The following is a 12,648-nucleotide window of genomic DNA, read 5'->3' as shown; positions in this document are numbered from 1 at the left end:
TTTCGTATGAAATTCACGGGCCGCCGTCCGACAAACCATTCAGCCATTGCCTCCGTATTGGAATTGGACTCCTTCCAACAACCGACTCCTACCGAGGGTGACAGCAATGAATTTCGTTCGAATTCCCCTGCATGCCTGCGTTCTCGCGGCGTGCACGATGACGGCATCCGGCGCTTTTGCCTCCAGCCACCGTGAGGCGCCATCGATCGCCGGGACGCCGAAGGTGGACGCCACCGACTTCTACATGTTCCGCAGCTACGAGACCGGCCGCCAGGACTACGTCACCCTCATCGCGAACTACCAGCCCGACCAGAGCCCGTACGGCGGCCCGAACTACTTCGCGATGGACCCGAACGCGCTCTACGAGATCCACCTGGACACCGACGGCGATGCGGTCGAGAACATCACCTTCCAGTTCCGCTTCAAGAACACGCTGCGGGACATCCAGCTGCCCATCGCCGGCAAGCAGGTCTCCATTCCGCTGGTGCAAGCGGGTGGCATCACCGGTCCGAACCAGGCCACCAGCAACCTGCGCGAGACCTTCACGCTGAACATCGTGCGCGGCGACCGCCGCACCGGCGTGAGCGAGGCCGTCACCGCGGCCGGTGGCGTCAAGGAATTCGACAAGCCGACCGACAACATCGGCGACAAGACCTTCGGCGGCCCCACGGGCTATGCCGCCTATGCGGCCCAGCATCTCTACAACGTCAACATCCCGGGCTGCGCGGCACCAGGCCGCGTGTTCGTCGGGCAGCGCAAGGACCCGTTCAGCGTGGCTCTGGGCCAGGTCTTCGACCTGATCAACCTGAACCCGCTCGGTACGCCGAACGGCAACCCCGACGCGCTCGCCGGCAAGAACGTCACCACCATGGCGCTCGAAGTGCCGATCGCGTGCGTCACCACCGCCGGCAAGCCGATCATCGGCGGCTGGACCACCGCAAGCGTGCGCCAGGGCCAGCTCGTCGCGAGCCCGCCCAAGCGCGGCCACGGCACCACGACGCTGGCGGGTGGCGCATGGGCGCAGGTCTCGCGCCTGGGCATGCCCCTGGTCAACGAGGTCGTCATCGGCCTGAAGGACAAGGACCGCTTCAACAGCTCCAAGCCGAAGGACGACGGGCAGTTCGCGGACTACGTGACCAATCCGACCCTGCCCGCGCTCGTGCAGACGCTGTTCCCAGGCGCACCCGCGCCGACGAACTTCCCGCGCACCGACCTCGTGGCGGCGTTCCTGACAGGTGTGGAGGGCGTCAACAAGCCCGCGAATGTGACCGCCTCGGAAATGCTCCGGCTGAACACCGGCATTGCGCCGACGCCCAAGGCAGGCCAGAACAACCTGGGCGTCCTGGGCGGCGACACAGCAGGCTTCCCGAACGGCCGTCGACCGGGAGACGACGTGGTCGATGCGGAACTGCGTGTGGCCATGGGCGTGCTGTGCGTGGCCACCGGCGCCACCGACACGCTGAAGGTCGGCTGCAAGCCGTCCGACGCGCCCGCCGGCTCGGCGGCGATCACCGACGGCGCGATGCAGAGCGCGGCGCAGTTCCCGGAAACCTTCCCCTACCTGAACACGCCGCTGCCTGGCGCTCAATAAAGAGAACGTCATGACGAAGAACAAGTTCTATCGCGTCGCCGGCCCGCTCCTGGTCGCCGCGATCCTCGCGGGTTGCGGTGGTGGTGGCGGCGGCGGCGGGGGTTTCAGCTTCTATCCGTTCCCGCCCGCCGGAGGGGGACAACCGCCGACGACGCCACCCCCGCAAGCGGACGCGTACGACACCTTCATCGCCTACGTCAAGGCGCTGGTGACGGGCGGCGGACTCGACACGGCCGAGGCCGCGGACGTGGCGATGTTCGATCCGCCGCCGACCTCGGAAACCAAGGACCCTGTCTCCACCGAGTGACGGCGATGCGCCGGCGCCTGTCCGCGCGGTACGCATTGCAGGCGTGCGCCGCAGTCCTCTGGATGGCCGCGGCCACGACCTGCGTCGGCGCTGCGCCCCGCGTTCCCACGGATGACAACGAAGTCGTGGAGTCGCTGCCCTCCGTCGCCGGATGGTCGCGCGAAGCGCGCACGCTGCGCCGCGAACTCCAGCAACGGCCCACGGACGCGACCGTGGCCATCACCGCGGCCACGCGCTACCTCGAACTCGCGCGCTCGCAGGGCGACGCGCGCTACGCCGGCCATGCCATGGGCGCCCTCGCCCACTGGGCCGCCCTGCCGCCCAGAGAGACGCCACCGGCCGTGCTGGTGATGCGTGCCACCATCGCGCAGTTCCTGCACGACTTCGATGGCGCCGAGGCGCTGCTGAAAGTCGCGCTCACCCGGCAACCGTCCAACGCGCAGGCTTGGATCACGCTGGCCACCATCTACCGCGTGCGCGGCCGCTACGACGAATCGGACGCGGCCTGTCGCGCGCTCGGCCGGGTCGGGCCGGCCCTTTACGGCCTCGCGTGCATGGCGGAGAACGCCGGGTTGCGGGGCAACCACGACGAGGCGCGAGGCACCTTGAAGAAGCTGCTGGACGACCCGCAGCTCCAGGCCCGCGAGCAGGCCGGCACGCGCCAGTGGCTGCTCACGAGCCTGGCCGAGATCGAGGAGCTCGCCGGCCGCCCCGCCGAGGCCGACGCCACCTATCGCCGCGCGCTGCAGGCCGAGCGCTCGGGCTATCTGCTGCTCGCCTACAGCGACTACCTGCAGCGCGCCGGCCGGCCCAAGGAGATCCCCGCGCTGCTGGAGGCGGAAGCACGCAGCGATGCAGTGCTGCTGCGCATGGCCATCGCCGCGCGCGGCCTCGAGGGCGCGCGCGCGGACGCGGACGAACTCAAGGCCCGCTTCGGCGCGGCCGCCGAGCGGCCCGGCACCACCGCGGTTCATGCGCGCGAGGAAGCGATGTTCGCGCTCGATGTCGAAGGCAATGCAAAGCGCGCGCTCGACCTCGCCAGGCTCAACGTGAAGCTGCAGCGCGAACCCATCGACCTGCTGCTGTTCGCCCGCGCCGCCGTCGCGGCGAAGGACGAGCCGGCGCGCGCCGAGGTCAAGGCCCTGGTGCAGCAGATCGGCTTGCGCGATGCACGTGTCGATGCGCTGCTTTGAACGCCAAGCCATGACCTCGCGCAGCTTTCGCTCCTTGCCGGCCTCGCTGTTTTTCTGGATGCTCGCCTTGCTCGTGCTTCCGGCGCATGCGCACAAGGCCAGCGACGCCTACCTTCAGCTCTCGCGCGACGGCGACCGCATCGACTTGCGCTGGGACATCGCGCTGCGCGACCTCGATGCAGTGCTGGACCTGGACGCCAATGCCGATCAGAAACTTTCCTGGGGTGAAGTGCGCACCCGCCTGGAAGACATCAAGGCCTACGCGCTCGGGCGGCTGCGGCTTCAGGGCGGCCAATGCGTGCCTGCCGAAACCCAGGCGCCCGCCATCGAGAACCGCATCGACGGCGCCTACCTCGTGCTGCAGATGCGCGCACCGTGCGGCGCGGCCGATGCACTGTCCATCGAGTACCGTCTCTTCCAGGACGTGGACCCGACGCACCGCGGCCTGCTGCGCGCGGAAACCAGAGGCGCCGCCGCGCCGCTGCTGCGCTCGCTGGACCCATCGGCCGGCGTCGTCTCCATCGGATGGGCTGACACCCAAGGTGCCGCACCTCCGGCCAGCTTCTTTCGCGACGGCATCCACCACATCCTGATCGGCTACGACCACATCCTGTTTCTGATCTGCCTCCTGCTGCCCGCCGTGCTCAAGCGTCAGGATGGCGGCTGGACGCCCGTGCGTGCATGGAAGGACGCCGCGCTGCCCATGCTCGGCATCGTGACGATGTTCACCATCGCGCACTCGATCACGCTGGCGCTCGCGGGGCTGAAGATCGTGACGATCTCGCCGCGCATCATCGAGCCCGCGATCGCGCTCACCATCATCGTGGCGGCGCTCGACAACATCTGGCCCGTGCTGCGCGGGCGCCGCAAGCTCTTCAGCTGCCTGTTCGGCCTGATCCATGGCTTCGGCTTTGCGGGCGCCCTGGGCGAACTCGAACTGCCGACGCGGCAGTTCGTGCTCGCGCTGCTTCAGTTCAACCTGGGGGTGGAAGCCGGCCAGCTGGCGGTGGTGGCCGTGGCGCTCGTCGTGCTGCTGGGGTTGCGCAACTGGCGGCGGTATCCGCCACTGGTGCTGCACGGCGGTTCGGTCGCCGCGGTGGCCCTCGCCACGGTGTGGCTGTGCGAACGCGTGCTCGACGTGAAGGTGCTGCCGTTCTCCTGAGGAAAGCACGCGCTCTGAATCCGGCGGGCGGTAGGTCGCGTACCTGTTGGCATACCGCCGATGAACCGCTTCACCATTTCCCTCGACGAGCAACTCGCAAGGCAGTTCGAGATGCTCATTGCGCAGAAGCGCTACACGAGCCGTTCCGAGGCTGTGCGCGACCTGATCCGCTACGGGCTCGGTCGCGCGGGGCTCAGGGGCATGCAGTTCGACGCCGTCGTGTCATCGTGCATCGCGAACGTCAGCTATGTGTACGACACACGCGAACTCGCACTGGCCGCGCGGCTCCTGGCGCTGCGCCATGCGCACCATGGCATGGCCGTCGCCTGCCACCAGACGCCGCTGGATCACGGCAGCTGCATGGAGTGCGTGGTGCTGCGCGGTCCGGTGGCAGCCGTGCACGATGTGGCGGACCAGCTGATGTCGCTGCGCGGTGTTCGCCATGGCCACGCGAACGTGGTGGCGCTGACGGACGACGCAACACCGCATGCCCACGCGCATGCACCCGCACACCCGCATTCGCACCTCACACCGTTGAACTGACGCCCGACCGCTCAGCGTTCAGAAAGTCCACCGCGCGCTGACACGCGCGCTGCGCGGCTCCATCGGATGCACATGCCGGCCGTCGATGCCCTCGCCGCAGGCACCGCTGACGACCTCGCCCGCCGTGCACGAAGCGTAGGCGTATTCGATGTCGTTGCCCTTCTTGCCGGCGACTTTGAAGACGTCCAGGCCCAGCGTGAGCCGCGGGTTGACGGCGTAGCGGACGCCCAGGTTGAGCAGCGTCGCGGCCTTCGAGCGTTCGACGTTGCGCGAGTCGAGCGCGCGCGGGCCGAGATAGCGCAACCGCAGCGACGTGGTGAGCGGGCCTTGCGTGTACGTGATCCCGGCGGCAAACACCTTCTCGACCGCGTTGTCGATGTAGTTGCCCTCGCCTTCGGGCGCGAGTCCCTTGAAGCGCGCGCGCGACACCGCGCCGTCGAACTCCGCGCGCCAGGCGCTGCTCAGCTTCCAGCGCAACGTTGCCTCGATACCGCGGCGGCTGCTGGCGCGTCCGGGCTCGGTGGTGCCGGCGTCGCCGACGTACACGAGTTCGGAATCCAGCTTGAGCTGCCACAGCGCCACCGTCGCCGTGAAGTTCTCGTCGGGCTGGAAGCGCCAGCCCAGCTCCGCGCCGCGGCCCTTGACCAGCGCCGGCACGCGATCGGCGGCCGCGCCGCTCGCGGGGTCGACGGCGATGGTCGCGCCGCGCACGTCGTTGCTGTGAAAGCCGACGCCGGCGTTCAGGTAGAGCTCGTGCTGCGGCGTCAGCGCGAAGGCGAGGCCAGCCTTGGGACTCGCGATCGAATCACGGCCCCTGCCGCTGTTGATGGCGCCGTACACGGGCTCGCGCCCGTCGACGCGATAGCGCAGCATGTCGCCGCGCACGCCCGCGTAGCCGCGCAGCCGGTCGGTGAAATACACGAGCTGCTGGCCGTACACGGAGAACAGGTCCTGCGAGACCTTGTCGTTGCGCACCGTCGAGAGCCGCTCGCGCGCCTGCGTGTCGTAGAGGCCCACCTCCGAAATCCGGTCGCCGCGCCAGCTCGCACCGAAGCTCAGCACACCGTCCAGTCCGCCGAACTTCGTCGGCATCGTGCGGGCCGCCTGCGCGCCGAAGATGCGCCGGCGGTCGGTTTGCTCGAACTGGTCGCCGTTGACCGGGTTGTCGAGGAAATAGGTGAAGTCGGAGAACAGGTCGAAGCGGTAGGCGATCGCGTAGGCGCTGATCGTCGTCTCGCCTTCCGGTCCCTTGTCGAACCATTTGCCAGAGAGGCTCACGCGCTCGGTGGTGCCGCCGTCGGTGGGGTTGAGCGAGCCGAAGCGCGAGAGCTCGCCGCTGTCGATCAGGCGCTCGGGCACCTGGTCGGTCGAGGTCCACCGGCTCTTGTAGGCCATGCCGGTGACGCTGAATCCGCGCGTGGGCGAGCCCTGCGAGTAGCGCGCCACGGCGCTCACCTTGCGCAGGTTCTCCGGCACGTCCCAGGGCCCGTTGTTGCCCTCGATCTCGACGGCGCCCAGCCAGGTCTGGTCCTCGCGGGTCTGCGAGCCTGCGGCCAGCAGGCGCTTGAAGTTGTTGGCGCCGAGAGTGAGTTCGGCAAAGGGCGCATCGAGCACGCTGAAGTAATCGAGCGACGCACTGCCCGCGAGCGAGAAGTCGCCGCTCTCGGCGAAGTACGGCCCCTTGCGGTAGCGCACGCCCGACACGAGTTCGGGAATGAGGAAGTTCAGGTCGGCATAGCCTTGGCCGTGTCCGTGCGTGGGCATGTTCACCGGCATGCCGTCGACCGTGACTGCGAAGTCGGTGCCATGGTCGAGGTTGAAGCCGCGCAGGAAATACTGGTTGGCCTTGCCATCGCCCGAGTGCTGCGTGGCGACCACGCCCGGGACCGCTTCGACGATGTCGCCGGGCCGCAGCTTGGGCCGCGTCTGGAACGACTCGCGCTCTACCGCGCCTTCGCTGGCGCTGTCCGCCACACCGATGGAGGCATCGCGCGGACCGACGATCTCGATGGCAGGCAGGTGGGCCTGCTGGGCGGACGCTGCGGCGCTGCCCAGGAGCGCGCCAAGCAGCCAGGGCTTCGAACCCAGGTCATAGGGAAATTTCATGAACACCTTTGTCTCGAAACCGACGGGATTCTTCACACGCCCATCAGTTACGCGAGGAAGGTGCCGGCGGATTCGGCACCGACGCAAACGCCATCAAGCCGGCATGTCCGTCCGCGGCAACCGCAGGTGCTTCTTCAGTGTCTCGAACACCTGCCGCGTGACCGGGTTCACCACATGGCTGCGCACATACAGGTAGTACGCCAGGTCGGGCAGTCGCGGCATGCCATCGCCCGCGCCCAGCACCCTCAGCCCCGCATCCAGTTGCTCGACACCCCGCGCCGTCACACCCAGCCCCGCCCTGAGCGCCGCCTTGATGCCGATCAGGCTCGACGACGTGTACCGCGGCGTCCACGCCACGCCCGCGGCATCCAGCGCCTCATGCCCGATGCGCCGGAAGATGCTGGGCCCGTCCGCCATGATGAGCGGCACCGGCTTCGTGGGATCGTGCACATAGCTCGCCGCGCACAGCCACACGGTCGGCGAGTTGCGCAGCACCACGCCTTCGAACTGCGACTGCGGATCGGCGCGGTTGGAGATGATCATGTCGACCTCGCCGCTCTTGAGCGAGGTCATGAGATAGGGACTGCGGCCGATGTGGATGTCCAGCTGCAGCAGCGGCGAGGTGCGCGCCATCTCCGTCAGCAACAGCGGCAGCATCGTCTCGGCCACGTCGTGCGGCGCGCCGATGCGCAGGTTGCCTTCGAGCTGGCCTTGCCGCAGGCTGCGTAATGCCTCGTCGTTGAGCGCGAGCATGTGATGCGCATAGCTCAGCAGCCGTTCGCCGTGCTCGGTCAGCCGCTTCTGGCGGCCTTGCTTCGCGAAGAGCGGATGGCCGATCTGCTCTTCGAGCCGCTGCATCTGCTGCGTGATCGCCGATTGCGTGCGCCCCAGGTGAACGGCCGCGGCCGCAAAGCTGTGGTGGCTGACAACGGCCGCGAATGAGCGCAGCAGTTCAAGATCGAGCGTGGGCATACATTAATTTTATTGATGTGTTTCTTCTGCCGCTTGGATTGTTGCGTCACGCCGCCGTCACTACAGTGAATGCACACCGAACAGGCAACCCCACTGGAGAAACCGCATGAGCACCCCATCCGAGCAACGCCGCCAGGCGGTCGAGGCATCGATCGCCGAAATGAAGAAAGCCATCGGCGGCGCTGAACCAACCCGCGAAAAGCTCGATGCGGTGCTCGGTTCGCTGCAAGGCCTGGCCGCCCATACCGAGTACTGGGGCGCCGCCGACTTTCCGCCGCCCGAAGCCGGCGAACACCAGGCCCGCTACCTGATCGCCGAAGACCCGGACCAGAGCTACGCGCTCTACCTGAACGTGATGCGCCCCGGCAAGAAGATCGTGCCGCACAACCACACGACCTGGGCCTGCATCGCGGCCGTCGAAGGCACCGAGCACAACCGCGTGTATGCGCGCACCGACGACGGCTCCGTGCCGGGAGTCGGCAAGCTTGAAGAGACGGCGCTGGTCGTCGTCGCGCCGGGCGAACAGGGACGAGGCATCGCGCTGATGCCTGAAGACATCCACTCGGTCGAGATCCAGGGCGAGCAGATCATTCGCCACCTGCACATGTACGGCCGGGCGCTCGAGACGCTGAACCAGCGCACCGCGTACGACATGGCTGCAGGCACGTACCAGACGATGGGCATCGGCGTGCAGACGCGCCGCTAGGCCTCTTCTTCCTTCTTCGCTTCACCTTCTTTCATGCGAGGCGCGCGCCTTGCAGGACCTCGTTCGTCCCAACGACTTGCCCCATGACTTCTCACATCGACCCGAAGACCCTCAAATCCTGGCTGCACGACGGCGGCGAGATCGCACTGCTCGACGTGCGCGAGCACGGCCAGTACGGCGAGGCACATCTCTTCTACGGCATCCCGCTGCCCTTCAGCCGGCTCGAGATCGACGCGCCGCGCCTCGTGCCGCGCCGCAGCGTGCGGGTGGTCGCGTACGACGATGGCGAATCCGATGTGGCCCTGCGCGCGGCCGAACGGCTCACCACGCTGGGCTACACCGACGTGCATGTGCTGCAAGGCGGCGCACCCGCGTGGAAGGCCGCGGGCTACGTCCTCTTCGCGGGCGTGAACCTGCCCTCCAAGACCTTCGGCGAACTGGCCGAGGAGACGTACCACACGCCGCGCGTCAGCGCCGACCAATTGGCCGAGATGCTCGCGCGCAAGGACAAGGTCGTGGTGCTCGACGGCCGTCCCGTCAGCGAGTTCCACAAGATGAACATCCCCGGCGCCACCTGCTGCCCCAACGGTGAATTGGCCTACCGCGTGCGGCAGCTCGTGCCCGACACGACCACACCCATCGTCATCAACTGCGCGGGCCGCACGCGCAGCATCATCGGCGCGCAGACGCTCATCAACCTCGGACTGCCGAACCCGGTCTATGCGCTGGAGAACGGCACGCAGGGTTGGTACCTGAACGACCACACGCTCGAACACGGCGGCACGCAGCGCTATGCGGCCGACAGCGGCAACACCGACCTGCGCCCTGCCGCGAAGGCGCTGGCCGAGCGCTTCGATGTGCCGACGGTGACGGCGAAGACCGTGCAGCAATGGGCAGCAGAAACGGATCGCACCCTGTTCCTCTGCGACGTGCGCACGCCCGAGGAATTCGCGGCCGGCAGCCTGCCCGGCGCGCAGCACACGCCCGGCGGCCAGTTGATGCAGGCAGGCGACCAGTACTTCGGCGTGCGCGGTGCGCGGCTTGTGCTGATCGACAACGACGGCGTGCGTGCGCCCACCATCGCGAGCTGGCTGCGGCAGATGGGGCACGACGCGAGCGTGCTTGAAGGCGGGCTCGCGAGCGGGTTGTCGCTCGCGTCTGCAGTCGCGCCGACAGCGCCTGCAATGAAGACCATCGATGCGCAAACGCTGTCTGCGCGGCTTACGCAAAACGACATCGCGTTGATCGACCTGCGCGGCAGCATGCAATTTCGCGCGGGTCACATCCCGCAGGCGCGTTGGTCGATTCGTCCGCGCCTTGCCGAAGACGTGAAGGGCGAGACGCGACAGATCGTGCTGGTCGCCGACGACACTGCGCTCGCCGCATGGGCCGCCGCGTCCGAACTCGCCGATCACGCTCCGCTCCTGCTCGAAGGCGGCATGGCCGCATGGCGCGCCGCCGGCCTGCCCGTCGAAGCCACGCCCGCGTTGCCCGCCGATAGCGACTGCATCGACTACCTCTTCTTCGTGCACGACCGGCACGACGGCAACAAGGAGGCCGCGCGCCGCTACCTCGCGTGGGAGACAGGCCTTGTCGCGCAGCTCGATGCACAGGAGCGCGCCGCGTTCAGGCTGCCCTCGGCCGCATCGCACACCTAGCCACCGCTTTCTCCATTTCCGCTCGTCGTTGTCCGTTCCTATTTCAGGAGTCCTGCCATGTCGTCTGCCTTCCGCGTTCCGCATCTCGCTCGTCTCGCCCTTGCCGCCACGTGGCTCGCGGCGCTGGCCCTGCAGCCCGCATCGGCCGACCCGCTGCCCGCGCGCAACGGCTTCCCGACGCAGACAGTGAAGTTCATCTCGCCCTTCCCGCCCGGCGGCGGCAACGACGCGACGGCGCGCCTGGTCACCACGCGCCTGCCGGAAATCATGGGACAGGCCGCGGTGGTCGACAACCGCGGCGGCGCCGGCGGGAACATCGGCGCCAAGACGGTGGCCGAGTCCAAACCCGACGGCTACACCGTGCTCACCTCGCAGGTGTCGATCATGGCGGTGAACCCCACGCTCTATGCCTCGGCCGGGTTCGATCCGATCAAGAACTTCATCCCGATCACGCAGATCAACGCAGCGCCGCTCGCACTCGTGGTCGACGCCAACTCGGCGCTCAAGAGCTTTGGCGACCTCGCCACCAAGGCCAAGGCGACGCCCGGCAAGGTGACCTACGCGACGCCGGGCAACGGCACGCTCTCGCACCTCGTGGGCGTGGTGCTCGCCAAGGACAACGGGATCGACATGACCCACGTGCCCTACAAGGGCGCCGGTCCCGCGTTGACCGACCTCCTCGGCGGGCAGGTCGATGTGCTCGTGACTTCCACCGCCTCGGTCGCGGGCCTCGTGCAGAACGGCAAGCTTCGAGTGCTCGCCGTGACCAGCCCGCGCCGCATCGGCGTGTTCGCCAAGTCGCCGACCCTCGAAGAGCTGGGCTACGCCGGCGCGCGCTTCGAAGACTGGTACGGCTTCTTCGCACCGGCCGGCACGCCGCCCGAGCGCGTGGCTTATCTCAACGAAGCCATCGTGCGCACGCTGCGCCTGCCCGAGGTGACCAAGCTGGTGAACGATGGCGGCAGCGAAGTGGTGGCCAACTCGTCGGAGGCCTTCGCCGCGCAGCTGAAACTGGACATCGACCGCTGGTCCCGCATCGTCAAGCTCTCCGGTGCGAAGGCGGATTGACGCACCATAGCGGCTTGGCCCACGCTCGATAGACCACCACCATGTCCGACTCGCACAAAGAAGACCCCGCGGCCCAGGCCCTTGATACGCGGCTCACGCGCACCGGCAAAGCGCCGGCGTACTTCGGCGGCACGCCCGTCAACACGCCGCTGGTGCGAGCGAGCACCGTGCTGTTCGACAGCGTGGCCGCAATGCGCGACACCCGCGCGCGTCGCGACGACGAACGCGCCTTCAGCTACGGCGCGCGCGGCACGCCCACCACCTTCGCGCTCGAAGACGCGGTGAGCGAGCTCGAAGGCGCGTATCGCACGCGGCTCTTTCCGACCGGGCTCGCGGCCATCGGCATGGTGCTGCTGTCGTACCTGAAGCCGGGCGACCATGTGCTGATGTCCGACAGCGTGTACGAGCCGACGCGCAACCTCGTGCATTCGTTCCTCGAGCCGTACGGCATTCGCAGCAGCTTCTTCGCGGCGGACGGGAGCGGCATCGAAGACCTGTTCGAGCCCACCACGCGGCTCGTGTACGCAGAATGCCCCGGCTCGCTGGTCTACGAAATGTGCGACCTGCCCAAGCTCGCCGCGCTCGCGCATGCACGCGGCGCACTGCTCGCGGCCGACAACACCTGGGGTTCGGGCGTGCAGTACCGGCCGCTCGCGCTCGGCGCAGACATTTCCACCATGGCCGCCACCAAGTACCTCTCGGGCCACTCCGACGTGATGATGGGCACCGTCGCCACCACGCGCGAAGCGTGGCAGCCGCTCAACGAACGCTGCGACGCTTTCGGCATGACCGTGAGCCCCGACGATGCCTGGCTGGTGCTGCGCGGCATGCGCACGCTCTCGGCGCGATTGCAGATGCACGAGCGGCATGCGCTCGAAGTGGCGCACTGGCTCGAAGCGCGGCCCGAAGTGGCGACGGTGTTCTGCCCCGCCTTGCCGCAGCACCCCGGCCACGACGTCTGGCAGCGCGATTGCAGCGGCACCAACGGGCTGATCTCTTTCGAGTTCAAGCCGGGCACCGAGAACGCGGCCGTCGAGCGCTTCGTCGATGCGCTGACTCTCTTCGGCCGCGGCTCGTCATGGGGCGGATACGAAAGCCTTGTGGCGTGGACCAACATGCGCGCCGCACGCAGCGTGACCGACTGGAGCACGCGCGGTGCGGTGGTGCGGCTGCACATCGGCCTGGAAGCGCCGGCCGACCTGATGGCCGACCTGGCACGCGGATTCGCGGCGATGGCCGGTTCGCGTTGACCCTCTTGCGCCTCATGCCCTAACATCGCCCCCGCGGTGCAAGCCGCGCCCGGGCCCGCGGGAAGGGTTGAACCCACTTGCTTTCGCATGCT

General features: G+C 68.1%; 11 protein-coding genes. 9 read left to right on the top strand and 2 right to left on the bottom strand.

Features of this window, described 5'->3' with window-relative positions:
* The first annotated feature begins 106 nt into the window (after positions 1-106).
* The 5 genes from QFZ83_RS04325 to nikR are packed head-to-tail and all read left to right on the top strand — an operon-like array spanning position 107 to position 4,796.
* A complete protein-coding gene (locus tag QFZ83_RS04325) occupies positions 107-1,591 on the top strand; it encodes a DUF4331 domain-containing protein (RefSeq protein ID WP_307503060.1) in 1,485 nt (494 codons plus the stop codon).
* A gap of 10 nt (positions 1,592-1,601) precedes the next feature.
* Positions 1,602-1,898 (top strand): hypothetical protein, encoded by a 297-nt coding sequence (locus QFZ83_RS04320; RefSeq protein ID WP_307503057.1) that lies wholly within the window; start codon positions 1,602-1,604, stop codon positions 1,896-1,898.
* Positions 1,899-1,903: 5 nt separating this feature from the next.
* A complete protein-coding gene (locus tag QFZ83_RS04315; RefSeq protein ID WP_307503054.1) occupies positions 1,904-3,091 on the top strand; it encodes a tetratricopeptide repeat protein in 1,188 nt (395 codons plus the stop codon).
* 10 nt (positions 3,092-3,101) lie between these two features.
* A complete protein-coding gene (locus QFZ83_RS04310) occupies positions 3,102-4,253 on the top strand; it encodes a HupE/UreJ family protein (RefSeq protein WP_307503051.1) in 1,152 nt (383 codons plus the stop codon).
* A gap of 60 nt (positions 4,254-4,313) precedes the next feature.
* Positions 4,314-4,796 (top strand): nickel-responsive transcriptional regulator NikR, encoded by a 483-nt coding sequence (gene nikR, locus QFZ83_RS04305; RefSeq protein ID WP_307503048.1) that lies wholly within the window; start codon positions 4,314-4,316, stop codon positions 4,794-4,796.
* Positions 4,797-4,814: 18 nt separating this feature from the next.
* Here nikR and QFZ83_RS04300 read toward each other — a convergent pair whose 3' ends face one another.
* Both QFZ83_RS04300 and QFZ83_RS04295 read right to left on the bottom strand, forming a co-directional pair.
* On the bottom strand, positions 4,815-6,902 hold the full coding sequence (locus QFZ83_RS04300; protein WP_307503045.1) for a TonB-dependent receptor: 2,088 nt from the start codon (positions 6,900-6,902) through the stop codon (positions 4,815-4,817).
* A 93-nt stretch (positions 6,903-6,995) separates the two neighbouring features.
* Positions 6,996-7,874 (bottom strand): LysR substrate-binding domain-containing protein, encoded by an 879-nt coding sequence (locus tag QFZ83_RS04295; protein ID WP_307503042.1) that lies wholly within the window; start codon positions 7,872-7,874, stop codon positions 6,996-6,998.
* A 106-nt stretch (positions 7,875-7,980) separates the two neighbouring features.
* Between QFZ83_RS04295 and QFZ83_RS04290 the strand changes: the two genes are divergently transcribed.
* The 4 genes from QFZ83_RS04290 (at position 7,981) to metC (ending at position 12,556) form a co-directional block, all read left to right on the top strand.
* Positions 7,981-8,580: a cysteine dioxygenase family protein gene (locus QFZ83_RS04290; RefSeq protein WP_307503039.1), complete on the top strand. Its 600-nt coding sequence runs from the start codon at positions 7,981-7,983 to the stop codon at positions 8,578-8,580.
* 83 nt (positions 8,581-8,663) lie between these two features.
* Positions 8,664-10,238 carry a rhodanese-like domain-containing protein gene (locus QFZ83_RS04285; RefSeq protein WP_307503038.1) on the top strand — a complete coding sequence of 525 codons (1,575 nt, stop codon included), beginning with the start codon at positions 8,664-8,666 and terminating at the stop codon, positions 10,236-10,238.
* Between the two features lie 57 nt (positions 10,239-10,295).
* On the top strand, positions 10,296-11,306 hold the full coding sequence (locus QFZ83_RS04280) for a tripartite tricarboxylate transporter substrate binding protein (protein WP_307503035.1): 1,011 nt from the start codon (positions 10,296-10,298) through the stop codon (positions 11,304-11,306).
* A 41-nt stretch (positions 11,307-11,347) separates the two neighbouring features.
* Positions 11,348-12,556 (top strand): cystathionine beta-lyase, encoded by a 1,209-nt coding sequence (gene metC / locus QFZ83_RS04275; protein WP_307503033.1) that lies wholly within the window; start codon positions 11,348-11,350, stop codon positions 12,554-12,556.
* Positions 12,557-12,648: the final 92 nt, after the last annotated feature.

Source organism: Variovorax sp. W1I1, from assembly GCF_030815625.1.
Classification (GTDB): domain Bacteria; phylum Pseudomonadota; class Gammaproteobacteria; order Burkholderiales; family Burkholderiaceae_C; genus Variovorax; species Variovorax paradoxus_C.
The sequence above is the reverse complement of the archived record's forward strand: the minus strand, read 5'-3'. Positions and strand labels throughout refer to the sequence as shown.

Bases quoted from the DNA above. Each gene is read 5' to 3' on its own strand.
- QFZ83_RS04325 (WP_307503060.1), top strand. From the start codon at position 107: ATGAATTTCGTTCGAATTCCCCTGCATGCCTGCGTTCTCGCGGCGTGC.
- QFZ83_RS04320 (WP_307503057.1), top strand. From the start codon at position 1,602: ATGACGAAGAACAAGTTCTATCGCGTCGCCGGCCCGCTCCTGGTCGCC.
- QFZ83_RS04315 (WP_307503054.1), top strand. From the start codon at position 1,904: ATGCGCCGGCGCCTGTCCGCGCGGTACGCATTGCAGGCGTGCGCCGCA.
- QFZ83_RS04310 (WP_307503051.1), top strand. From the start codon at position 3,102: ATGACCTCGCGCAGCTTTCGCTCCTTGCCGGCCTCGCTGTTTTTCTGG.
- nikR (WP_307503048.1), top strand. From the start codon at position 4,314: ATGAACCGCTTCACCATTTCCCTCGACGAGCAACTCGCAAGGCAGTTC.
- QFZ83_RS04300 (WP_307503045.1), bottom strand. From the start codon at position 6,902: ATGAAATTTCCCTATGACCTGGGTTCGAAGCCCTGGCTGCTTGGCGCG.
- QFZ83_RS04295 (WP_307503042.1), bottom strand. From the start codon at position 7,874: ATGCCCACGCTCGATCTTGAACTGCTGCGCTCATTCGCGGCCGTTGTC.
- QFZ83_RS04290 (WP_307503039.1), top strand. From the start codon at position 7,981: ATGAGCACCCCATCCGAGCAACGCCGCCAGGCGGTCGAGGCATCGATC.
- QFZ83_RS04285 (WP_307503038.1), top strand. From the start codon at position 8,664: ATGACTTCTCACATCGACCCGAAGACCCTCAAATCCTGGCTGCACGAC.
- QFZ83_RS04280 (WP_307503035.1), top strand. From the start codon at position 10,296: ATGTCGTCTGCCTTCCGCGTTCCGCATCTCGCTCGTCTCGCCCTTGCC.
- metC (WP_307503033.1), top strand. From the start codon at position 11,348: ATGTCCGACTCGCACAAAGAAGACCCCGCGGCCCAGGCCCTTGATACG.